The 21,480-nt window shown below is 63.4% G+C and carries 24 protein-coding genes and 1 pseudogene; 12 read left to right on the forward strand and 13 right to left on the reverse strand.

Annotation, left to right across the window (positions count from 1 at the left end; all coding sequences use genetic code 11):
* Positions 1 to 85: 85 nt before the first annotated feature.
* Positions 86 to 382, forward strand: a complete 297-nt coding sequence (locus GSQ92_RS01500; protein ID WP_158805598.1) for a hypothetical protein — start codon at positions 86 to 88, stop codon at positions 380 to 382.
* Positions 383 to 810: 428 nt separating this feature from the next.
* A complete protein-coding gene (locus GSQ92_RS01505; RefSeq protein ID WP_158805597.1) occupies positions 811 to 1,947 on the forward strand; it encodes a redoxin domain-containing protein in 1,137 nt (378 codons plus the stop codon).
* Positions 1,948 to 1,999: 52 nt separating this feature from the next.
* Here GSQ92_RS01505 and GSQ92_RS01510 read toward each other — a convergent pair whose 3' ends face one another.
* The gene (locus GSQ92_RS01510; protein ID WP_158805596.1) at positions 2,000 to 2,998 is read right to left on the reverse strand and encodes a class I SAM-dependent methyltransferase; all 999 of its coding nucleotides are present in this window, start codon (positions 2,996 to 2,998) and stop codon (positions 2,000 to 2,002) included.
* A 40-nt stretch (positions 2,999 to 3,038) separates the two neighbouring features.
* Entirely contained in the window at positions 3,039 to 4,763 is a 1,725-nt protein-coding gene (locus GSQ92_RS01515; protein WP_158805595.1) for a serine aminopeptidase domain-containing protein, read from the reverse strand.
* Positions 4,764 to 5,147: 384 nt separating this feature from the next.
* On the opposite strand from GSQ92_RS01515, the gene GSQ92_RS01520 reads away from it, so the two are divergent.
* Positions 5,148 to 6,296 (forward strand): hypothetical protein, encoded by a 1,149-nt coding sequence (locus tag GSQ92_RS01520; protein ID WP_158805594.1) that lies wholly within the window; start codon positions 5,148 to 5,150, stop codon positions 6,294 to 6,296.
* A gap of 75 nt (positions 6,297 to 6,371) precedes the next feature.
* Positions 6,372 to 6,695: a hypothetical protein gene (locus GSQ92_RS01525; RefSeq protein ID WP_158805593.1), complete on the forward strand. Its 324-nt coding sequence runs from the start codon at positions 6,372 to 6,374 to the stop codon at positions 6,693 to 6,695.
* Positions 6,696 to 6,707: 12 nt separating this feature from the next.
* Here the strand turns inward: GSQ92_RS01525 and GSQ92_RS01530 are convergent, their stop codons facing one another.
* Positions 6,708 to 7,193 carry a glutathione peroxidase gene (locus GSQ92_RS01530; RefSeq protein WP_158805689.1) on the reverse strand — a complete coding sequence of 162 codons (486 nt, stop codon included), beginning with the start codon at positions 7,191 to 7,193 and terminating at the stop codon, positions 6,708 to 6,710.
* Between the two features lie 136 nt (positions 7,194 to 7,329).
* On the opposite strand from GSQ92_RS01530, the gene GSQ92_RS01535 reads away from it, so the two are divergent.
* Together GSQ92_RS01535 and GSQ92_RS01540 are read left to right on the forward strand one after the other, a co-directional pair.
* Positions 7,330 to 7,995 (forward strand): tetratricopeptide repeat protein, encoded by a 666-nt coding sequence (locus tag GSQ92_RS01535; RefSeq protein ID WP_158805592.1) that lies wholly within the window; start codon positions 7,330 to 7,332, stop codon positions 7,993 to 7,995.
* A complete protein-coding gene (locus tag GSQ92_RS01540) occupies positions 7,992 to 9,353 on the forward strand; it encodes a PQQ-binding-like beta-propeller repeat protein (protein ID WP_158805591.1) in 1,362 nt (453 codons plus the stop codon). Before GSQ92_RS01535 ends, GSQ92_RS01540 begins: the two co-directional genes overlap by 4 nt.
* Before the next feature lie 42 nt (positions 9,354 to 9,395).
* On the opposite strand, the gene panC is transcribed toward GSQ92_RS01540, so the two are convergent.
* From panC to GSQ92_RS01565, 6 genes and pseudogenes are all read right to left on the reverse strand, one after another.
* On the reverse strand, positions 9,396 to 10,256 hold the full coding sequence (gene panC, locus GSQ92_RS01545) for a pantoate--beta-alanine ligase (protein WP_254065896.1): 861 nt from the start codon (positions 10,254 to 10,256) through the stop codon (positions 9,396 to 9,398).
* Positions 10,253 to 11,104, reverse strand: a pseudogene (panB, locus tag GSQ92_RS01550) (3-methyl-2-oxobutanoate hydroxymethyltransferase). The gene panC and the pseudogene panB overlap by 4 nt, the downstream one beginning before the upstream one ends.
* Positions 11,105 to 11,251: 147 nt before the next feature.
* Positions 11,252 to 11,389 carry a hypothetical protein gene (locus tag GSQ92_RS01555; RefSeq protein WP_158805589.1) on the reverse strand — a complete coding sequence of 46 codons (138 nt, stop codon included), beginning with the start codon at positions 11,387 to 11,389 and terminating at the stop codon, positions 11,252 to 11,254.
* A gap of 9 nt (positions 11,390 to 11,398) precedes the next feature.
* A complete protein-coding gene (gene rpe / locus GSQ92_RS01560; protein ID WP_158805588.1) occupies positions 11,399 to 12,073 on the reverse strand; it encodes a ribulose-phosphate 3-epimerase in 675 nt (224 codons plus the stop codon).
* Positions 12,074 to 12,134: 61 nt separating this feature from the next.
* Entirely contained in the window at positions 12,135 to 12,269 is a 135-nt protein-coding gene (locus GSQ92_RS31360) for a hypothetical protein (RefSeq protein WP_256367064.1), read from the reverse strand.
* Between the two features lie 80 nt (positions 12,270 to 12,349).
* On the reverse strand, positions 12,350 to 12,550 hold the full coding sequence (locus GSQ92_RS01565) for a hypothetical protein (RefSeq protein WP_158805587.1): 201 nt from the start codon (positions 12,548 to 12,550) through the stop codon (positions 12,350 to 12,352).
* A 412-nt stretch (positions 12,551 to 12,962) separates the two neighbouring features.
* Here GSQ92_RS01565 and GSQ92_RS01570 point away from each other — a divergent pair, with 412 nt between their 5' ends.
* The 4 genes from GSQ92_RS01570 to GSQ92_RS01585 are packed head-to-tail and all read left to right on the forward strand — an operon-like array spanning position 12,963 to position 16,557.
* Positions 12,963 to 13,760, forward strand: coding sequence for an ABC transporter ATP-binding protein (locus tag GSQ92_RS01570; RefSeq protein ID WP_158805586.1), 798 nt, complete (start codon positions 12,963 to 12,965; stop codon positions 13,758 to 13,760).
* On the forward strand, positions 13,757 to 14,587 hold the full coding sequence (locus GSQ92_RS01575; protein ID WP_158805585.1) for an ABC transporter permease: 831 nt from the start codon (positions 13,757 to 13,759) through the stop codon (positions 14,585 to 14,587). Before GSQ92_RS01570 ends, GSQ92_RS01575 begins: the two co-directional genes overlap by 4 nt.
* Before the next feature lies 1 nt (position 14,588).
* Positions 14,589 to 15,593, forward strand: coding sequence for an ABC transporter substrate-binding protein (locus GSQ92_RS01580; protein ID WP_158805584.1), 1,005 nt, complete (start codon positions 14,589 to 14,591; stop codon positions 15,591 to 15,593).
* A 43-nt stretch (positions 15,594 to 15,636) separates the two neighbouring features.
* On the forward strand, positions 15,637 to 16,557 hold the full coding sequence (locus GSQ92_RS01585) for a nucleoside hydrolase (protein WP_158805583.1): 921 nt from the start codon (positions 15,637 to 15,639) through the stop codon (positions 16,555 to 16,557).
* An 18-nt stretch (positions 16,558 to 16,575) separates the two neighbouring features.
* Here GSQ92_RS01585 and GSQ92_RS01590 read toward each other — a convergent pair whose 3' ends face one another.
* Positions 16,576 to 17,091 carry a hypothetical protein gene (locus GSQ92_RS01590; RefSeq protein ID WP_158805582.1) on the reverse strand — a complete coding sequence of 172 codons (516 nt, stop codon included), beginning with the start codon at positions 17,089 to 17,091 and terminating at the stop codon, positions 16,576 to 16,578.
* Between the two features lie 133 nt (positions 17,092 to 17,224).
* Here GSQ92_RS01590 and GSQ92_RS01595 point away from each other — a divergent pair, with 133 nt between their 5' ends.
* Positions 17,225 to 17,509 carry a hypothetical protein gene (locus tag GSQ92_RS01595; protein WP_158805581.1) on the forward strand — a complete coding sequence of 95 codons (285 nt, stop codon included), beginning with the start codon at positions 17,225 to 17,227 and terminating at the stop codon, positions 17,507 to 17,509.
* 27 nt (positions 17,510 to 17,536) lie between these two features.
* On the opposite strand, the gene GSQ92_RS01600 is transcribed toward GSQ92_RS01595, so the two are convergent.
* The 3 genes from GSQ92_RS01600 to GSQ92_RS01610 form a co-directional block, all read right to left on the reverse strand.
* On the reverse strand, positions 17,537 to 18,010 hold the full coding sequence (locus GSQ92_RS01600) for a hypothetical protein (protein WP_158805580.1): 474 nt from the start codon (positions 18,008 to 18,010) through the stop codon (positions 17,537 to 17,539).
* A gap of 291 nt (positions 18,011 to 18,301) precedes the next feature.
* Positions 18,302 to 19,774, reverse strand: a complete 1,473-nt coding sequence (locus tag GSQ92_RS01605; protein WP_158805579.1) for a UdgX family uracil-DNA binding protein — start codon at positions 19,772 to 19,774, stop codon at positions 18,302 to 18,304.
* Positions 19,771 to 21,000, reverse strand: a complete 1,230-nt coding sequence (locus tag GSQ92_RS01610) for a putative DNA modification/repair radical SAM protein (protein ID WP_158805578.1) — start codon at positions 20,998 to 21,000, stop codon at positions 19,771 to 19,773. The genes GSQ92_RS01605 and GSQ92_RS01610 overlap by 4 nt, the downstream gene beginning before the upstream one ends.
* A 149-nt stretch (positions 21,001 to 21,149) precedes the next feature.
* Between GSQ92_RS01610 and GSQ92_RS01615 the strand changes: the two genes are divergently transcribed.
* Complete coding sequence (locus tag GSQ92_RS01615; protein WP_159012859.1) at positions 21,150 to 21,467, forward strand: hypothetical protein; 318 nt, start codon at positions 21,150 to 21,152, stop codon at positions 21,465 to 21,467.
* The last annotated feature ends 13 nt before the right edge of the window (positions 21,468 to 21,480 follow it).

The following is a 21,480-nucleotide window of genomic DNA, read 5'->3' on the forward strand; positions in this document are numbered from 1 at the left end:
CAAAGGTCACTTTTGGTGAAGATGACACTTCTCCATCGCCCATTGTAGGAGACGCCAACCCCTCGCAGCCTGAGGTCGCTCAAGCGTGGCAACGCGAAATCTCTATTCGGCGCAGCGTGAGCTGCTCGGGACGATCACCTATCCCGATGCCTGGGACAAGATCGTTCAGGAACACGCCTATTACCTCTTTCCCTTCTTCGGCGAAAAGAAGGAGCCGACCCTGTTGGACTATGCGATGGGCGCGCCATTTGTTCCCCATGCAGCCCTCAGCCGAGCGCCCGGCGATCCTAGCAGCGTCAACCTCTGGGGCATCAGTCCGCAGGAATTCAGCCACCTGGAGGACTGCGCCTTCTCCTGGGTTCCGCGCACGATCGTGGCCTGAAGAACTTCGGCGCCGGATCCCGGGCGACTACGCCGTCCGGCGGTTCGGCCGATCGGCGCCGTCACAAGGGATAATTGCGGAGCCGATCGCCGCATGCCAATTCTTGGTCACTTACGCGGCAGCGGAAGCCGAAATTTCTCCGCTGATAGTGTCCGAGCCTAACGTGCCCGCGGCGTCCAGGGCCTCACCTAAACTGCCTGACGTCGAAAATTCGCCTCTCTCGCTGCAGTAAACCCCGCTTTTGCCTGGCGGGGTTTACTGTTCTGGGGCTAGCCTTCATTATGGCTTCCTGGGTACTACCCAACCAACCCAGGAAACAATTTGTCACACATGAAGTATCGCCCGCCTGATGGCCCAGCACCCGGGTCTGTTGCGCCCCTCCGCTCCCTCGGATAATCGACCAAGCGGAGTAGGAGCACCAAGGCGCCATGAACGACCAAGCAATCGCCGCCCCGTCTTTCGTGCGCTTGGAGACTGGCGACCGCGCCCCCGAATTCGTTCAGAGAACCGCGGAACTGCCGAAATTCTCCTACCAGAACTACGCCGGCCGCTACCTCGTGCTTTGCTTCTATGGATCGGCCGCAAACCCCGTCGGGAAGAGTGCCATCGACGCCATGCTGAGACACCGCGCATTCTTCAACGACCAGCGCGCGAGTTTCTTCGGCATCAGCATCGATCCCGAGGATGAAACATCCGGCCGCGTGAAGGACGCCAAGCCCGGTGTTCGCTTCATGTGGGATTTCGACGGAACCGTCAGCCGGCTATGCGGTGCCGCTCCCCAAAACGAGGCCTTCGGCGCGATGACGCAGTATAGGCGATTCTGGCTAATTGTCGATCCGACTCTCCACGTCTTGGCAGTCTTTCCGATCTCAGCCGAGGATACCGAGCACAAGAATCTATTTGCTTTTCTGAGTGGTCTACCCGCCCCGGCCGCCTTTGCCGGCTTCGAGGTTCCCGCGCCCGTTCTCATCCTGCCGAATGTTTTCGAGCCGGCTTTCTGCCGCCATCTCATCGATCTGTACAAGGCTGATGGTGGAGAAGAAAGCGGCGTCATGCGGAACAATACCGGCGTGCTCGATCGCGCCATGAAAAGTCGGCGGGACTTCCTGCTCACGGATACCGATTTAATCCAGCAAGCGCAGGCCCGTATCGTGCGGCGGGTGTTGCCCGAAATTCGCCGTGTGTTTTTCATGAACATAACCCGCATGGAACGATATCTGGTGGGATGCTATGCGGCCGAGGATGGCGGCCATTTCACGCCCCACCGCGACAATACGCAGCCCATCACCGCCCATCGGCGTTTTGCACTGTCGATCAACCTGAACGATGATTTTGAGGGCGGCGAAGTGCGTTTCCCAGAATATAATCCACGCGGCTACAAGGCGCGCCCGGGATGGGTAGTCGTGTTTCCTTGCAACATCCTTCACGCCGTTTCGAAGATCACGAGCGGCAGCCGCTATGCTTTCCTGCCTTTCGTTTATGACGACGAAGGAGCCAAGATCAGGGAGGGATATCTGCATTCCCTCCAGAAGGCGGAGGCTCCCGTCTCTGTCGTTCCGGCGTAACGCGAAGGGGTCGTGCCGGCTTGATGGCAATCCCCTCCCCGTCCGCCTGAATTCAGATGAATTCCGCCAGGGTCTGAGGCGTTGGCAGAAGCGGCGCCACCGTGACGCTGGAATAGCCGGCGTCGCGGCCCATCGCCTCCAACTCCGCATGCGTGTAGGCGTCTCCGCTCGGCGTGGATGCGAGCATCATGAAGGAGAACATCCCGGGCATCGGCGGTGACACGCGATCATCGTTCGGCACAAATTCCACCGCCAAGGTACGGCCGCCGGGCGCCAGGCTTGCGCGCACACGGCGCAAGATGGCGACGCAGCCGTCGTGATCGAAATGATGGAGGAAATTGGGCAACATCACGAGGTCGAAGCCGGTCCCCCAATCCACGTCGAAGGCGTTACCGGGGCAGAGATGATAGCGAACGTCCAAACCGGCTCGCCGCGCGTTGGCGCTCGCCACTTCGAGTACGGCCGGCCAATCGACAGCGGTAATCTCTGCATCCGGAATCGCCTTGGCGACCGCAATTCCGAACAGCCCGTGACCCGCCGCGACGTCGAGCACCCGGCGAGGTCTGTCGTTCCACGCCCCAACATGCTCGGCAACCAGATTGGCCTGCCCGCCCATGAAAGGCCCCATCGCTTCGGCGAAAGTGACCCATACCGAGTTGTCCGGAGCAATATTCCCGAGGCCCGGCGAACCACCGTTGCGCACGTACGACACTGGGTCGTCCAAATAGATCCCCAGCATCTCACGCGATGCCAGGAAATCAACGATCCCGCTCATGCAACTAGGTGAAGCTCGGTCGAGAAACGCGCGTGTGACCGGTGCGGGTTGATAGTGCTGCCCCGATTTTTCCAGAAACCCGCGAATGGTGAGGTAGTCGGCGAGGATACGCACACCGCGTGGCGCGGCGCCGCTGGCGGCGGCAATGCCCTCGGCGGTGTCGGTGCCCGCGCAGACCAGGCTGAACAGATCAAGTTTCACAGCGGCATAAAGCGCTGCCGTTTGCTGATAGCCGAGCAGCGCATCGACGAACGGCGCCGGCGTAAGATTCTCCAAACCTACCTCCTTTTATTGTTTTTATCGGCGTCGGTAGCCGTCAGGTGCCGAGAGAGGCCGCCACGAAGGCAATCATCAACTGCGCCACGGTTCGCCGCATCCCGCGGCCGCTGAGCGAGTGATCGATCCCCTGCACAATCTCCAGGGAGGCGCCCTGAAAAGCCCGCAGCCCGGTTCCGCCACGACCGAAATGCTGCTCGAATACATCGAGACCGCCGTCATTCGCGGCATAGAGCAACAAGGTCTTGGCATGGCGGCGCGACAAGGCCGCCATGGCGCAATGCGCCGGATTTTGCGAAACGGCCAAACCAAGTTTTCGGAGTGCATTTGACGCCACCGCCCCAATACGCTCGAACAGCCGCTCGCGCTGCGCATGGATGATGCCGCGCACGTTGAACTTGCCTAGCAGGAGCTGCTTCCAAGTTTCCAGGCTGCGCAGCTTGCGGAGATAATCGCTCGTGGCGTGCTTGTGGGCAACGAATTCGATCGTGTCGCCGTTGCGCCAATGAAACACTGGCATGTTCACTAGCATGAGTATTTCGATTCTCGGGTCGGCCACGGCACCTCGCAAAGCATGATAGGCGCCCGAGCACAGTCCCTGCATCGCCAACCGGTGATAGCCCAGACTTTCAAGCGCATCGGCGGCCGCTCTGATATCGAGCAGGCGGTCGCTCTCGAAAATCGAACTTACCACTTCTTCCTTGCCCGGAACGCCCAGGCTGTCGCCGAGTCCGGAAAAGTCCAGCCGCAGCGACACAATACCGGCGACCGCCAGGCGCCTCGCAAATTCCGCGCCGAACCGCGCGAAGCCGTAATGGGGATCGACTCCTGTATTGGTGATGATGACCGCCATATCACCGGCACGGGTGTCGGGGCGGCATAGCATGCCGAATAACCGATCGCCCTCACCGAAGCGGAGGGGCTCCTCGACCCATCCGGGTTGCGAGAGAATGGCTCTGCGCGAGGCAATTTCAGGGAGGGAGACTTTCCCCACTGGCACAGCCTGCCGGATCCAATCAACAATTGCGGAAAAATCCGACGGCTGGCCCTCACCCTGAATGTTATGGTGCAGCATCGGCTCCAGCGTCTCGAAGCTGGCGCAAGTGACCTTGGCGCCGCCTCGCTTCCAGGCCTCCGCGCAATCGCTCAGCAGGCTCGAATCCGACTGGGAGAAGACGCCGACCTCGCATCCATTCATCAGCCGGACTTGCCGCAGATCCGCTTGGCTGATCGCGGCAACCGTCTCAGCGCTGAAACGAAGTTCCTGAAAGTCCAAGGTATAACTTGAGGATTCGGCCGCACCGCTTTGCAGCTGCGCTTCGACGCTCAACTGCCGCATATACGAGCGGCCACGCAGCACGGGCGCCAGAAGAATCAGCCCGGCCGCATCGTCTCGCTGTTCGGCCGCCAACGTGGCGAGGAGCGCGCCAAAGCGGAGCCCGCAAAACACCAGCCGCCGCGCTCCGGTCGAGCCGCGCAGCCAATCCGCAGCCGCGGCTACACTTTGCTGCCAGGCGGCCCAATAATCTCCAGGCTCGCCATCGATATCGGCGAGGTCACAGGAATCGCCGGTTCCCGGATAGTCGAACCGCATCGCGAGATAGCCCGCAGCCGCGAATTCATCCGCCAGAAGGCGCAACGGGTAATGCGCGTCCAGAGCATCCCGATTGAGGCCAGGACACAGCAGCACCGCGACATCGCTGGCCGCACTCGCTTGGCTCGAATGCAGCCAGCCAAAGCAATTATTGAAGACGACGGGCGTCATCAGGCGCTCGCGGTCCTGTGGGGCAGCGACGCTATCACCACAAGCCCCGTCGCTTCTCACCGCGCTAGCGCCTCGCGAAACTGGAGCGGCCACCAGCCAGTCTCGCTCAAGCGACCGGTTTACAGCTGTCAGATCTGGCGGTGGGTCAGCGATCATGCCTTCACCTCGCAGCCTGTCTGTGACTTTGGAGAGACCCATCGGCACTCCTTTCAGATCGCGGAGATGCTGATCAAAGACGCCTGACTTCGCTTAGACTACCAAGCGAGCATCGAAGGATCATATGGCTTATAGGCTGACATCCGCCCAGGCGATCTAATCACAATGGGTGTTACGCTAAATGCTAGTCAAAACAACATCTTATCAGCCGCGCGACGCAGATTTGGCATGGCCGGCGGCCGATTCGCAGAAGGCGGAACTGGCGGGGTCACGTGGTCCGACGAGACCGGGGCCTCGGGAATGCTGACGATCTCGGGCCAATCTTCCGCAAATCCAAGGGCAAGGCGCATCCTATTCGGCGGCGCGATCCTGCTCGCGGTCGCGGCGCCCGTATCGGCGAGATCCGCGATGGCTCAGAACAGCACGAGCGAATCGCGTGCCGAGGCGCAGGACAGCAGGTCGGATCGGATCGACGAACAGGAAGACGCTGTCGACGCCGCGCAAGAAGCGGCATATGCGCGCGACGTCGCCTCCCAGCCTATCCCGATCACGCTGCGCGATTTCACCTTCCGGGCAAACCTGCCGATCTTCTACGACTCAAACCCGAACGAGTTGCAGTCCGACGGACCGTCTTCCATGGAAGCTGACCCCGAAGCCGAATTGGGGTGGCGCAAGAATCTGCAATCGGCACCTCTGGCGTTCAGCGTCAGGCTGCGGGCCAATACCGATCGATATGGCGCGGAGCCGCAGGCGGGAGGCGACCAGACTTCTGCCCGATTCATGGTCTCCTACAAGGATAAAGCCAATGATCAAGCCTGGTCGCCGTTCTTTTGGTACAAGGGAACTATGGGGTTCCAGGGAACCTTCTCGACCTGGACCTATACAAGGAACGACGTTGTCGTCGGATTGGGCAGAGTTTTCAATTTCTCGGGCAACTTTCGCGGCCTGCCGATCAGCGCGAATAGCCAGGTCGCCGCCGTCTGGAGCCTGGGATTCCGCCTCTATGTTCAGCGGCGGCTGCGCGTGCCCGGACCGGACTCGGTCGCGCTCTATGCGGTACCCTCGATTACCTATGTGCCCTCGCCCAATTGGAGCGTCTCGCTTCTCGCGAGCATCAGGGAGCGATGGTTCGACGTGCCGCCAGCCAGCGCCGGCACGACACCACGGCGTGATTTTGAAGTCGAGCCACTTCTGACAATCGCCTACGACCCCTCCACAGCTCTCTTCGGCAGCGATGGCTTTGCGCGGCAACAACGCTTCGGGGCACCTCAGATCGCGTTGCAAATCGGCTTTGAACGCCGCTCGAGCAATCTATCCGGCAAATCCTGGAACGAGTGGACCGTCGGCCCGGTACTTAGCGCGAACTGGCGGTTCTGACGGGCCGGAACTGAGCCGCTTGCGACCCGTGGCACTTCCACCTAGGACGACGGCTCCCGACCGGAGGAACGCCCATTGGACCGCGAAGAGCTCACCAAATGGGCTTTGGCGAATGGCTGGCAGATCATCGCCGGCTGCCCGAGCCTGACTAAGCCCTCCGCCCCGAAAGAGGCGATCGTTCGCATGGTCTTCAAGGCAACGCTGGTTAACCTGGAAGCCAAGAAACCTGCCGGAAAGTGGGAAAAGATCTCCGGCGCGCCCTACAACAAGATCACAGCCGACGAGGATACCGGCGTCCCCCAGGGCCTCGGCTTCGAGATTATCCCGAGCTTCTCGTCGCTCATGCGCGACAACAAGGACCGCCAGACCTTCGCCAATTTCGGCAAGGGATCGCTCTAGCGCGACACCCCGTCAGACGCGCGTCACGCGATTCACGGCGCGCTGAAGCTTCGCCGACTCGGGCTTGGTGAGGCTCGCGAACCAGGTGGCGAGACGGCCATCGGCGCCGATGAGGTATTTGTAGAAGTTCCAGCGCGGGCGGGAGAGCACACCGCCCGTCTCAGCCAGCCAGCCGAAGAATGGATGGCGTTCGTCGCCGCGAACATGGACCTTTGTCATTATCGGAAAGCTCACGCCAAAATTTTTCTCGCAAAAGGCGCCGATGTCGGCCGCGTCTCCCGGCTCCTGATGACCGAAATCATCGCAAGGCACGCCGATAACGACGAGCCCCTGTGCCTGCCGCGCCCGCCAAAGCGCCTCCAACCCGGCATATTGCGGCGTGAAGCCACATTGGGACGCGGTATTGACGACCAGCAGCGGCCGCCCCCGCAAAGCTGCGAGCGGATAGGGCTGGCCTGCCAGCGTGTCGAAGCTGAAATCATAGGCAGTCGGCGCCATACGCATCCCCTGTCCCGGCCGCCAGTCTTCTACCCCGCCCGTAAGCCGCTGTCTCATAACGGGAGGATCGTCCCGGCGGTTTGCCCTCGCCGGGCCCCGCCGCTATGGTCCGCCCCCGTCAAAATAAGGGGGCGACGTGGTCGATATTTTCGACGAGGTCGATGAGGATCTTCGGGCCGAACGCGTGGGCCGTTTCGCGCGGCGCTATGCGATCGCCTTTCTTGGCCTTGCCGTCGCCATCGTCGTCTGTGTCGGCCTCTGGCAGGCCTGGCTCTGGCATGTGCGGCAGCGCGACGCCGCGGCGGCGAGCGCATTTCTGAGCGTGATGAACGCGGCAGGGCAAAGCGGCTCCTCCGGGGACCGTCAGGCGCTGGCCGCTCGCTTCAGCACCGTCGCGGAAACCTCGCCGGAAGGCTACGCCACCCTCGCCCGCCTCAACCAGGCGAGCCTGCTCGCCGATGCTGGCAAGCTCGACCAGGCAAATGCCATCTGGAATCGGCTGATGAGCGACGACTCGGTGAATCCTGTGCTGCGTCAGGTCGCGATCCTCGGCTGGGCCTCGCATGCGCTGGATACCGCCGAGCCCTCCCTGATCCAGGCGCGCCTCCAGCCGCTTGCATCCGATGACAGCGCCTGGCGCCCGATGGCGCTCCAGGATCTGGCACTGCTCGACCTGCGACAGGGCAACCGCGCGGCTGCCGCCAAGCGGTTCCAAACACTTGCCGATGACGTGACGACGCCCGACGACATGCGGCGCTTGGCCGGTGCCCTCGCGCAGGCGCTGGCTGGAGCCAAAGGATGACGGACGAAACGATGCGAGACAGGATGACGCGCCAGTCCCGCCCAGGCTCCGTCGCGGCACTCACCCGCCGCGCCACGCTCGGGCTGCCACTTGCCTTGGCGGCTTGCGGCTTCATCGGCGGCGATGATGGCCCCCCTCTGCCCGGCAAGCGCTACGACGTGCAGCCGGTCGCCAATGGCCTCGTCGCCGACCCCACCTTGAACAGCGCGGTCACCCTGCCCGCCCCCGCCTCGGGCTTTTCCTGGGCCCAGCAAGGCGGCAATGCCGCGCATGACCCGGGCAACCAGCCCGTCGCCAATACCCTCAACCGCCTCTGGACCGCCGATATCGGCGAGGGCACGGGCTATCGTCACCGCATTCCCTGCGGCCCGATCGCCGCCAATGGCCTCGCTTTCACGATGAGCGCCACGGGCGACGTGCGCGCCTTCTCATTGGTCGATGGCGGCATGCTGTGGCACTCGTCGATCCGTCCGAAGGGCTCGCGCAGCACCAATATCGGCGGCGGCATCGGCTATGATGACGGCCATATCTATGCCGCGACCGGCCTCGGCGAGATCATCTGCTTCGACGCCAAGACCGGCGCGCTGAAATGGCGGCAGCCCCTCGGCAGCCCGGCGCGCAGCGGCCCGACCATCGCGGGCGGCAGCATCTTCGTGAGCACCGCCGGCAGCGCGATCCTCGGTCTCGACGCTAAAACCGGCAAGACGATCTGGACCCATCAGGCCCGGACTCCGCAGACCACGCTGCTCGGCCTGCCCGCGCCCGCCTTCGCGAACAATATCGTTGTGGCGGGCTTCGGCTCCGGCGACCTCGTGGCGATCGCCGCCGATACGGGCGATGTCCTTTGGACGGACAATCTCGGCTCTACCGATCCCAGCCTGTCGCAGCTCTCGGCGATTGCCGGGATGCCGGTGATCGATCAGGGCCGCGTCTTCGCGGGCAGTCTCGGCGGCCTCGTCCTCAGCCTCGACCTGCCCTCCGGCCGAAGACTCTGGGAGAAGGACTTCGCCACCCAGGAGACGCCCTTCGTCGCCGGCGACTGGGTGTTCCAGCTCAGCACGGATCAGAAGCTCGGTGCCATCCACGTGGATTCGGGCGCCGTGAAATGGGCGATGCAATTGCCAGCCTTCAAGAATCCGAAGAAGGCGCGGGGGCCGATCTTCTGGCAGGGGCCAGTGATCGGCGGCGGCTCCCTTATCCTCGCGAGTTCAGAGGAGACGCTCATCACGGTGGATCCGACAACGGGACGGGTCACGAACAGTATCGACCTGCCATCGGCTCCCGACTGGGCGCCGATCGTGGTCGGCGGCAAGATACTGCTAAATCTCGTCAGCGGCACGCTTCTGGCGCTCGGCTAAGTGCCATCATGCTCACATAAACATATGTTTATGTGAGCATGATCAGTCAGTGGTCGGCATCTCCGCGACCCGCAGCGAGGCATTGTCGATGAGCCGGGTCGCGCCGATCTGCAGGGCCAGCAAAGCCAGCGCCTCCGCATCGGCTCGCTTCAGTTCCTGCAGCGTCTCCCCATCGGCAATGCTGGCATAGGAGAGGCGCGCGGCCGGTTCGAATGCGACGACGCGGCGCATGGTCTCGCGCAAAACATCGCCGTTCCGCTCCCCGCCCGCGAAAGCCGCTCTTGCCGCTCCAAGTGCCTGGACCATCACCTTCGCGGCCTGACGCTCCGTGGCATTCAGACGAATGTTGCGGCTCGACATCGGGAGGCCATCCGCCTCGCGGATCGTCTCACCGATCTCGATACGCAGCGGCAGGTCGAAGTCGCGCGCCAGGCGGCGGATGACGGCGCATTGTTGCGCATCCTTCTGCCCGAACCATGCAACGCTAGGCTGAAAGATATTGAACAGCTTGAGCACGACGGTCGCCACTGCCGAGAAATGCCCCGGCCGCTCCACGCCTTCCAGCCGCTCGCCCAACTCTCCCACATCGACGCGAAAGGCGAAGCGCGGCGGATAGATCTCGCTCGGCTCCGGGGTGAAAACCAAGTCGGCGCCTTCAGCTTCAAGGAGATTGAGGTCGCGCGCGAGGTTCCGTGGATAGCAAGCAAGATCCTCACTCGCGCCGAATTGCGCAGGATTGACGAAGATGCTGACGGCGACGGCATCGCAAGCGGCCTTGGCCTGCCGCACCAGGCTGAGATGGCCCTCGTGCAAGCTGCCCATCGTCGGCACCAGTCCAACTGTGCGAAATCTCGCGCGGACCGCGCTAAGCTCCGCGATCGTGCTGCAAACTTGCATGGTCATCGCTGGCACCCGTCCACGGCGGTCAGCGCTCGCGCGAGCTCACTGGGATCCATCCCGGAACTTTGGCTTGCCGTCGGAAAAGCGCCGCTCCGGACCTCATCGACATAGGCGCGGATCGCCGTCTCGACGGCCTGCCCGATCTGGGCATAGGGCTTGGCGTGTCGCGGCGGCGCGCGGTCAAGCTAACCAAGCAGATCGTGCCAGACCTGCACCTGCCCGTCACAGCCTGCGCCCGCGCCGATCCCGATCGTCGGAATGCGAAGCCGCCGCGTCACCTCGGCCGCCAGCGGCGCCGGCACCAGTTCGAGCACAATCGCGAAGGCGCCCGCCGCCTCCAGCAACAACGCATCCTCAAGCAAGCGGCGAGCGTCGGCCGCTTGCTTCGCCTGCACACGAATGCCGAGCTGATGCTGCGCCTGCGGCGTGAAACCGAGATGTCCCATGACCGGCACGCCAAGTTCGCAAAGGTGACGAACCGTGCGCGCGATCGTGCCGCCGCCCTCCAGCTTCACCGCCTGCACGCCGCCCTCCTGCATCAAGCGCCGAGCGGCATGTACGGCGTCAGCCGGGGTCGCATAGGTCAGAAAGGGAAGATCGCCGACGATCAGCGCATTGGTGCCAGCTCTGACGACGGAAGCCGCGTGCCGGACCATATCGTCGAGCGTGACCGGCAGCGTCGTTTCATGACCATGCACCACCATGCCGAGCGAATCCCCGACCAGCAGCACAGGAACACCCGCGCGACCCGCCATGATTGCCGAAGCATGGTCGTAAGCGGTGAGCATGGCGATACGCTCGCCCGCCGCCTTCATCTTCTGGAGATCCTGGAGCGTACAACGCGCGGTCAAAGCAACCTCTCCGACGGACCATGGCGCCGCTGCCTAGCCCATGGCGGCCCCTCGCGGCGCGGCTCTTTGCACAACGCTGCCGCGCCGAGCTTGTTTACCGAAAATTGCGAAATGTGGGCGACGAAGGATCATCGCCCAGACGATTCGTCATGCTCGGCGAAGGCCGAGCAGCCACGCCTTCACCGTCGCCGCCAAAAGTAAGCGTGGATCCTCGGCCTTCGCCGAGAATGACGTTGGAGAGGTGATGATGGTGGGGACGGCTGCATCCGCCGGGCGGGTATCCAACCGGCCTCCTTAGCGGCGCCCCCGCTCCGCCCCCGCACGCAAGGCATCGATATTCGCCCGATAGGCACCAGCCCCACCGGCGAAAGCCGACGACCCGGCCACCAAGGCATTCGCCCCAGCTGCGACCACCTGCTCCGCCGTGACCGGCGTCACCCCGCCGTCAACCTCGATCTCGACCGGCCGGTCGCCGAGCAGCGCCCGCACCCGGCGGATCTTGTCGACAACGAACGGAAGAAAACTCTGCCCGCCGAAACCCGGATTGACGCTCATGACGAGCACCAGATCGGCGGCATCGACGCTATACCGCACAGCTTCCTCCGAGGTTGCCGGATTGATCGCGACACCGGCCTTGCAGCCAAGCCCGCGAATGGCGGCGAGCGTGCGGTTGAGGTGACGCACCGCCTCGACATGCACCGTCATGCGATTGGCCCCGGCCTCGGCAAAGGCCGCGATATAGCTGTCGGGGTCGGAAATCATCAGATGAACGTCGAGCGGCTTATCGGTCACCTTCCGCACGGCCGCGACCACCGCCGGACCGAAGCTGATATTGGGGACGAAGGACCCGTCCATCACATCCAGATGCAGCCAATCCCCGCCCGCCTCCGCGATGGCCGCTGATTCCTCGGCGATACGCCCGAAATCGGCGGAAAGGATGGAGGGCGCGATTATGATGGGGCGTGTCATAGGGCCTAGACTAACCCGCTCCGCCGCGAGCGGCCAGACGGCCGCGCGCGGAACTCCTGGTTCAACCGAGTCCTGTCGGATTGTTGAGCCTTTGTAGGGCGCCCTCCATCACCTTAAGTAGAAGATCGAAGGAGACGCCCGACTGCGCGAGCGGCATGCCGTCCCAGGAGGTGTCATCCGCTCCCGTAACATCCAACCCATTGATCTTTCCTAGGGCATGCTCTGGCTGGAGAATATATCCGCCGTCCGACTTCGCGATGAAATGCCAGGTCCCTATTACGGCGCGAAAACTAGCGGGCGCCCCGTTCCCACGCGCAGCAGCGAAAGCACGGAGCTCGTATTCAAAGCATTGAACTGTACTCTCTGCTCCGCCGTCGCCGGAACGCGCGGATTATGCGGCAAGGGCGGTCGAAGATTGAACATGGCGTCCACATGGCGCGGCGCCGGTGGCAAGTTGATGTCACGTTTTATTTTCATGTTATCTCCAGAACAGAGGCGGCAGCGCGCAACTTGCACTAACAATAGCTACCGATAGCTAAACCTTTCTCCGGCAACGGCACGGTCGCCGAGGGGGAAAGCGACGCGGTTTCCCTCACCCCGCGCCGCGCGAAATCAGGGCGAGAGCGCGGCTCAATCACGCCGGAAACCATAGGCACGCATGTCTCTGGCTGTGCCACCGAAGTCCAGGCCAAGGGTGGGCCACCGGTTCTGGCTGCTCTCACCATGAAGGCGGAATAGCAGGACGGTCGGGCTTCCTCGGGCGACTTGCCAGGCCCACTACTTCCCGGCAGCTTGCTCAGTGTTGCATTGAGGTTGCACCCTTGCCGACCGGGTGCGTCCGCGCAAGGGGAGAGCCGTCGATAATGCCCACCGGACCGCGCCGACACCCGTGAGCCAGACCGGCGTCAAGCTTTCCGTCCAGCATCTCTCCCATAGTTTCGGGAGCTTCCGCGCGCTGCAGGATGTGAATCTCGATATCCGGCACGGCGAGTTCGTCTGCATCCTCGGTGCCTCGGGCTGCGGCAAGAGCACGCTGTTCAATGCGGTTTCTGGTCTCCTCAAGATCACCGAGGGCCGCATCCTCCTCGACGGCCGGGATATCGCCGGGCGGCCCGGTGAGGTCGGCTATATGCTCCAGAAGGATCTGCTGCTGCCCTGGCGCACCGTGCTCGGCAATATCACCCTCGGCGCCTCGCTGACCCATGGCGCGACGCGGGAGGATCGGGCGAAGGCCGCTGAACTCGCCCGGCGCTACGGGCTGGGTGACTTCCTGCGGCATTTTCCGCGTGCCTTGTCGGGCGGCATGCGGCAGCGGGTGGCATTGATGCGCACCATCGCGGCGGGACGCGAGGTGATGCTGCTGGATGAGCCATTCGGTGCGCTCGATAGCCAGACCCGCATCGGCATGCAGCAATGGCTGCTCCAGGTCTGGAAGGAGCTCAGCCGCACCGTGATGTTCGTGACGCATGATGTGGACGAGGCGATCTTCCTGGCCGACCGCATCGTGCTCATGCAGCCGCGGCCGGGCCGGATCGCCAAGATCCTGCAAGTCGAGATCCCTCGCCCGCGCGCCATGGATGTGCTGACTTCCCCGGTCTTCGTCGAGACCAAGCGGCAGATCATGGACATGCTTTATTCCGAGAAAACGTTGCACGGCGTCCCCGCAGCGGCCGAGCTTCCGGCATGAACGAGGAGCATCCCTGGCGCACGGCCGGCCGCCATATCGGCTTGTGGATCATCGCCATCGCGCTGATCTTCGTGGGCTGGCAGGTCCTGCTCTGGATCACCGGCCTGCCCGCCTATGTGATCCCGACACCGGGTGCGGCGCTCGCCATCATTCGCGACAATGCGGCGCAGATGCGGGGCCTGACCTGGCAGACGGTGACGGAGACCTTCTACGGCTATATCGCCGGCGCGGTGATCGGCTTTCTGCTGGCCGTGGTCATGGCGCAGATCCGGATCGTGCATCGCCTGCTCTATCCGGCGCTCATCACATCTCAGGCGGTGCCGATCGTCGCCATCGCGGCGCCGCTGGTGATTATTTTCGGCTTCGGTCTCACGCCGAAACTCATCATCGTCGCCTGGATCGTGTTCTTCCCAGTCGTGGTCAATGTTCTGGACGGGCTGGCGAGCGTCGATCAGGACCAGATCAACCTCGCCCGCCTGCTCGGCGGCACGCGGTTGCGCACCTTCGTCATCGTGCGCCTGCCCGCCTGCATCGGGCCGCTTTTCTCCGGCCTGAAGATCGGCGCCTCCTATGCCGTGACGGGCGCGGTGATCGGCGAATGGACTGCCAGTTCGCGGGTCGGCCTCGGCACTTATCTGCTCTCGGCCAATGCGCAGATGAACACCGCCGGCGTCTATGGCGCGATGCTGCTGCTGACCGCGATCGGCATCGGCTCCTTCCTCATCGTGCTCATCCTGGAGCATCTTGCGACGCCGTGGCGCAGCCGCATGACGGCGCCTGCCTGGTTCGGTGGCTCGGTTCCTCCTCTCACTCCGCAGAAGGCCTGACATGAAACCTCTCCGTCGCTTCTCCCGACTGCTCGCCGCGGGCGCCGCCACCGGTGCGATGATGCTGGCGCTTTCCGCCGTCGCGCCGGGCGCTGCCCGCGCCGCCGATCTCGCAAAGGTGCGTTTCGTCTTCGACTGGCCGACCGCCGATTTCGAGTTGGTGCCGCTCGCCGTGGGCCAGGCCGAGGGCCTCTACAAGGATGCCGGGTTGGACGTGTCGGTGGCCTTTCCGCCCGACAGCTCGACCACCGCGCGCATGCTGGCCTCGGGCGCGGGCGATGTCGGCTTCGATGCCACCACGGATATCATCTTCGCGGCCCAGCAGGGCGTGCCGATCATCTCGATCGGCTTCTTCTCCCAGTCGAACAACTGGGGCCTGATCGGCCGCCCCGGCGAGCCGATCGACATGACGCAGCTCAAAGGCAAGACGATCGCGATCTATACCGATAGCTGGACCAAGGCGATGATGCCCTTCGTCCTGAAGAAAGCCGGTCTGACCGAGAACGACGTCAAGCAAGTCATCGCCCAGGACGACGATATTCCGCTACTGCTCAACAAGAAGATCGATCTCGCCACCAACTGTTCCAATTACGCTCTGGCGGATGTGGTGCCGCAATTGAAGGTCGAGCCGACGATGCTGCTGGGTCCGGCGGTGGGCGCGCCCGATATTCCCGTGTGGAATTATTCCGTGAGCAAGACCTTCGCCGCCGCGCATCCGGATCAGGTGAAGGCCTGGCTAGGTGCCACGGCCAAGGCGATGGATTGGGCGACAACGCATCAGGACCAAGCCATCGCCGATTTGCTCAAGCTTTACCCGAGCGCCGGGTCGAAGGATTACAATGCCGTCGGCTGGAAGGCGACGATCCCGCTGCTCAAGGGTCCCAACGGTTATCTGAAACAGACCGACGCGCAGTGGCTCGGTATCGCGCAGGCGCTCGCCGATACCAAGCAGATCCCAGAGGTGAAGCCGGCATCGGCCTATTACACCAACGCCTATCTCGACTGAGCCTGGCCGTGCCAGTTCTGACGTCGGAACTACGGGTGCGCACGTGACGCCACGCCGGGTCATCATCGACTGCGATCCCGGCGTGGATGATGCGATCGCCCTGCTGCTGGCCTTCGCCTCGCCCGAGATCCGGGTGGAGGCGATCACCACCGTCATCGGCAATGTGCCGCTGGCGCGGACGACCGCCAATGCCCGCCGCGTCTGCGATCTCGCTGGGCGCGGCGACATCCCCATCCATGCCGGCTGCGCCCGCCCCATCATGGCGCCGACCGATCGGGGTAGCTCCGTCCATGGCGGCGACGGCCTCGGCGACATCGGGTTGCCCGAGGCCGCCGGACCACCTGAGCCGGGGCATGCGGTGGATGTCTTGATCGATCGGCTGCGGGCGGCGCCGGGGGAGATCACGCTTTGCCCGCTCGGGCCGTTGACGAATATCGCGCTCGCTTTGGTCAAGGCGCCCGACATTGCGCCGCTGATCAAGGAGATCGTCTTCATGGGCGGTGCTGCCTTCGTGCCCGGCAATACTACGCCGGCCGCCGAGTTCAATCTCGCGATCGACCCCCATGCGGCGCAGATCGTGCTCACCGCCGGCGCGCCGCTGACCATGTTCGGGCTCGATGTGACGCGGAAGGCGCTCATTGCCGAGGATTGGATGGCACGGGTCGAGGCAGAGCGCGGTCCGCGCGCCCGGGCGGCGATCGCCATGATACGGAGCTATGGCCGCAAGGATGCGTGCCTGCACGACCCCTGCGTGATCGCGCATCTGCTCGACCCCAGTCTGTTCGAGGGCGTCGCGGCGCGCGTTTCGGTGGAGTGCGAGTCGCCTCTTACCCGTGGCCAGACTATCGCCGCGGTGAGCGAGCGACACCGGGGCGGGCTGCCGGCGACCTGCCAGGTCATCACCGGCCTCGCGCATGACAGGCTCTTTACGCTACTGGCGGAGCGCATCGCGCGGCTGGACTGAGCGGCCTTCAGAACCGGGTCATTTCTTCCACTGGGCTGGATCCCATAGCACGGCATTGTCGTCGATTGTCGAGCCGATATGGTCGATGATCGTGCGCAAGGTTTTCGGCGTGGCGCCCTGTGCTGGGAAGGCGATTTGGACGTAGAGGGATATCTTCCCGCTATCGTTATTAATCGAGAAGAATTCAGGGCTGTTGTCGTTGGCCTCAAGAAGTTTCATCAGTGGGAGCTGCGCGACCTGCTCCGCAGTATAGGTCTCGATCTGCGTGTAAATCCAAATATAGGATTTGTCATCCGACAAGGCGAAGTCGATGCTGACGACATTTTTATTGTCGCTGCTGATGTAGAAATGGCCGGCGGTCGGCGAAAGCGTGGTCGTGTAACCCATATTGTCGACCATGCCCTGCAGGCTCTTGAGCTCCGGGCTCGGCGCGGCGGTTGTTGCCGCCCTTGCCAGCGGTACATGCAGGAGCGGGCCAAGCAGGAAGGCCGCGATCAGAAAGAGGCGCGAGAGGCGCCTCGCAGCGTGCAGCATTGGACATCTCCATTCCCTGCCATTCTCGATATCGCGAGTCGATGGGGCCGGGCAACGAAAACCGCCATATCTGACGTTCCGCCTCGTGGAGGAGGTACTTGCAGTCGGAGCCGCGGGTCGCCACAGTCAGCAAATGGACGGGATCGTCAGCCTCGCAGCCGTGCGGGAAGACCGCTTTTGGGCGGTGGTGGCTTGCGTCGGGCGAACCCGGCGGATTGCCGAAATCTTCACCAGCCGTGACGCCGCTCTGGCTGACCGCGCCTGGCGGGAGCAGCAAGTGCGGGCCTATGAGAGCTTCCTTCGCTCGTCCCGCCAGCCACCGCCCAATTACAGCGTCGAACAAATGCGCCGCGCCGATATTCCCAAGACCTGGCGGCCGCTACCTGCGCTCGGCTTCCTGCGCGGGCAGTTTATCTAGAGGCTGCCCGGTCTCCATGATGGCGCTTCATGCCGCGCGATGCGCCAAGGCGACCGCCATCTCTTTGAGAGCCGCCGCGGCGGCTTGCTGAACATGAGGCGGGGCCCGACTTAGCAATATCGGCGCTTTGTCGTTGATCTCCGAGGGGGTCGTCCCGAAGGTGACCTTCAGGTTTCCGGCCGGATTCGCAATGAAGACCGACAGATGGTCGGTGTCTGACTTAAAAATATGCGCCCTGGAACTACTCTTTTCCACTTTTCGAACGGTTTGGTTGTCGCCCGTCAAAACAAGATCCCGGCTGATCCGGTCGAGCCACCCACCCGTCAAATTCTTCGGCGCAAACTGCTGGATGGCAGACAGGAATATGCCGATATGCTCCACAGTAGGGCTGTAAGCCTGAAGCCGCCGCTCCTGGTCATTTGGCCGCGACCACGGTGTGCTTAGATAGTCCGGGGTAAAAAGACCTGGCAGTTTGTTCGAGGCAGCTGCCTTGGTCGCCATGAGTGGGACGACGAAGGTCGACCGCGCCCCATCGGGAGCAACTATCCCACCCTGCGTCCCGCCGCTTCGCGCCCCGACTATTTCGACCAACCTGCTCTCCTGTGCATTCAAAGGAACGCCAAGGATTTAGGCATGATTTGTTAAGCGTGCACTAATATCAACCGGCGTTGGCAACGGCCCGCCGACGTCATCTTCGGCGAAGGCGGGGGAGCCGCGCCTTGCTCGCGGCGTGACGGTAAGGGCTTGATGCTCGGCCCCGGGGCCGGGCGCAGTTCGCCGAACATGACGAGCTCACGCCGAGGCGCTCTCCGCCAGCCATCGCCAAGCTCCGGCGAGATCTTCCACGAAGCGTGTGTACTCGCGGCGCTTCGCCTCCTCATCCGGCAGGCGAAGCAGGTACGAGGGGTGTACAGTGATCCACAATGCCTCGCCGCTGTGCAGGGCGGAGATCCTGCCGCGTTCTTTCCCGATCGTGACCTTACGGCCGAGCAGAGCATGCGCGGCGGACGCGCCGAGCGCCACGGTCAGACGCGGCTGAACCAGGGCGCGCTCGCTCTCCAGCCACCAGCGGCAGGCCTGGATCTCGCCTGTCTCCGGCGTCTTGTGCAGGCGAAATTTGCCGCGTGGCTCGAACTTGAAGTGCTTGACCGCGTTGGTGACATAGACCTCGCCGCGTGGAATGCCTGCCTCCTCCAGCGCGCGGTCCAGCATCTTGCCGGCGGGACCAACGAAGGGGGCGCCCGCCAGATCCTCGCGGTCGCCTGGCTGCTCGCCCACCATCATGAGCGCAGCGCGGTCCGGGCCTTCGCCGAAGACGGTCTGCGTCGCGTGTTTCCAAAGGTCGCAGCGCCGGCAGTCACTGGCCTGAGCGCGCGCGTCTTCCAGCGTCCTAGGACGAACGCCGGGCTCGGCCTCGGTGCGCGGTGCGGATGGGGTTCGGCGCTTCGCCTCGGCCTTGGTCTGGGCGGAGGGCGTGGTTGCGGCGGCTCTGACCATGATGTCCTCCCGGCTGGCTGCCTCGCGGATGAGCGGGCCGATAAGTTCGGCCTCCGGCAGGTTCTTCCAGTATTTCTGCGGCATCTCCCGCGTCATGGCGGCGACCTTGAGGCGGGCGGGATTGAAGATATTGGCGTAGTAGGTGCGCCACAAAGCCTCCAGCCGGTCCTCGGTCGGCGCCTGGTCACGAGAGACGCCCTCGCCGAAACGCAGGGTTTCGCCGTCCCAGAAAGCGCAGCGGTCGGGGGTCAGGATGGACCAGCGCATCCCCGTGAAGCGGCGCATGAAGAAAGGCGTCGCCGCTTCGACAATGTGATTGTCAGGCTCGAACCAGGCGATGAAGGCGGCGGCGCCATCGGGCTCCGCGACCTCCCGGAAACGCACGAAGGCATGCATCTTGTGGATGTCGCGACGGATCGCTTTGGCGAGTTGCTCGGCGTGATGAACATCCGGATGGCTCGCATCCTCCAGCAGCTTCGGCTGGAACTGCAGGCCCCAGAGCAGTCGGTAGAGCAATGCGAAGCGATCGACGTCACGGTGCTGGATAACGGTTTCGGCGAGTGTGATGAAAGCACGCGGGACTTTGGCGTTCGTCGGCGCGGCGTTTTCAGGCATCGTGGTTGAGTTGGCGAAAAGGTCATCCGACGCGGCGGAGGTGCCGACGCGCCAGTCAATCTCCCCCGGTGGCACCGCCGCGGCGAGAGCGGCGCGGGCGCTGTCGCGCCAGCCGGCAAAATCCGTGTCGTGCGAGAGTGCCACCAGCCTCACGCAAAGAGTTCCCCCTGGTGGCAGGGCGGCGAGAGCATCTTGCGTAGGTCGAGGCGATCGGTGGCGCCGCCCGGTTGCCAATCCTCGGCGGTGATGAATGGCATCGAGCTTTTCACGCCACGGCAAAGACGAGCGATATCCTCCAGCCGCAGGCGTCGCCAGCGGCGGGAGGACAGCATCTGTTTCACCGACTTCGTTCCGAAACCCGGCACCCGCAGCAGCATCTCACGCGATGCGCGGTTCACGTCGACAGGGAACCAGTCGCGATGTTGCAGCGCCCAGGCGAGTTTCGGGTCAATCGCAAGATCGAGCATGCCGCCCGCGCTGCCGGTGGCGATTTCTTCGACCGAGAAGCCGTAGAAGCGCATGAGCCAATCGGCTTGATACAGACGATGCTCGCGCATCAGTGGCGGCCTGATGAGAGGCAGCATCGAGCTGGCATCAGGGATCGGGCTGAAGGCCGAGTAATAGACGCGGGACAATTTGTAATTGCCGTAGAGATTGCGTGAAGTGTCGAGGATCGCGAGGTCGTCCGCACGGTCCGCGCCCACGATCATCTGCGTGCTCTGGCCCGTCGAGAAACGTGGCGCCTTGCGGGATTCCTTTATCGCCTCCTTCGACTCCTCAATCTTGAGGCGGATGGTGCCCATGGCCCGGCGGATGCGCTCGGGGCTCTTTTGGGGCGCCAGCCTGGCGAGACTTGCCTCCTGCGGCAGTTCGACATTGATCGAGAGGCGATCCGCCACCGCGCCTGCGCGCGCGAGAAGCGCGGGATCGGCGTCCGGGATGGTCTTGAGATGGATGTAGCCGCCAAAGCTGTGCGTGTGCCGCAGGGTTTCGGCAACGCGCACCACCTGCTCCATCGTATAGTCGGGCGACTGGATGATGCCCGAGGAGAGGAAAAGCCCCTCGATGTAATTGCGCTTGTAGAAGCCAAGCGTGAGATCGACGACTTCCTCGACCGAGAACCGTGCCCGTTTCACGTTCGACGAGACTCGGTTGACGCAATAGTGGCAGTCGAACTGGCAGTAATTGGTGAGCAGGATTTTCAGCAGCGAGATGCAGCGGCCGTCCGGCGCATAGGCGTGACAGATGCCCATGCCCTCGGTCGAGCCGATGGCCTTGGTCGCGAGCGAATTGCGGGCGGCCGCGCCGGATGAGGCGCAGGACGCATCGTATTTCGCCGCATCCGCCAGGATCGCCAGCTTGTCGAGAACTGTCTGCACACCCGCTCCTTAGTGTTTCTATTTTGTTCCCACAAAGCGTTGGATTCAAGCCGCCGTTAACCAGTTTTGAAGGGAGATGAATTCACAAAGGGGTATGGCGTGTTCCGCTTCCCTGGAAACGCCTCCGCGCCTTCCTGTGGAGCTCGAAGATGTTGGACCGGCTAGGCGGATTTACCTCCGCCATTTGTATCGTCTGCGCGACCCTTGGCTCTGCCATCGGGCTGGTGATGATGGTCTGGATCCTTGTCGCGGCGAGCTTTTCCTATGCGGTTTGGGCGGCGACGGCCTTCTCGCTATCGGTCGCCATCATGCTGCTGAGCGCGCTCGCCAGCATTCCGATTTGTCCGGCGCCGCTGAGTCGACTTCCGGGTGCGCCGCCGGAACGCGCGCTTGCGACGCACGGTCTGCCGCGTATGGCGGATCTGCTCTTGCAGGATGCGCCACATGGGGATTTCCACCCTCACTGACCGCTGTGCTAAG

Source organism: Acidisoma sp. S159, assembly GCF_009766125.1.
Classification (GTDB): Bacteria; Pseudomonadota; Alphaproteobacteria; order Acetobacterales; family Acetobacteraceae; genus Acidisoma.